Source organism: Mesorhizobium sp. M2A.F.Ca.ET.039.01.1.1 (genome assembly GCF_003998035.1).
In the GTDB taxonomy this organism is placed as follows: Bacteria; Pseudomonadota; Alphaproteobacteria; order Rhizobiales; family Rhizobiaceae; genus Mesorhizobium.
The window spans coordinates 1-505 of record NZ_RZRY01001489.1; the positions used below are offsets into that span (position 1 = coordinate 1).

Consider the following 505-nt stretch of genomic DNA (forward strand, 5'->3'; position numbering starts at 1 on the left):
CCATCAAGGTCGCGGCCAACACGCTGGACGCGCATCGCGTCATCCGCTGGGCAGGCGCCGCGGGTGAAGATGCCCAGAACCGGCTGGTGCGCCGCCTCTTCCAGCTGAATTTCGAGGAAGGCGCCAATATCGGCGACCATGCCGCGCTGGTGAAGGCCGCCGGCGAGGCCGGCATGGATGCATCGGTGGTCGAGACGCTGCTGCCGACCGACGCCGACGTCGAGGCCGTCCGCAACGAGATCGCCACCGCTTCGCGCATGGGCATCACCGGTGTGCCCTGCTTCCTGCTTGAGGGCAAATACGCGGTGATGGGCGCACAAGATGCCGACACGCTTGCCGACGCGATCCGCCAGGTGGCTCAGGCCAAGGCGCGCGGCGAATTGGAAACCGTCGCGGACTGAGCATCGTCCGGCGCAGCTCGGGCGAAAGGCTACGGTTCTCCTATTTCGCGGTCACCTTGGCCTTGCTCAGGAAGAAGCCGTGCCCATTGCTGCCGGTGCAGATC

1 protein-coding gene is annotated in these 505 nt (G+C 66.5%); it reads left to right on the top strand.

Going from position 1 to position 505, the window contains the following annotated elements:
• A partial coding sequence (locus tag EOA24_RS40595) for a DsbA family protein (RefSeq protein WP_133375106.1) occupies nt 1-401 on the top strand: 401 nt, incomplete at its 5' end.
• Nucleotides 402-505: the final 104 nt, after the last annotated feature.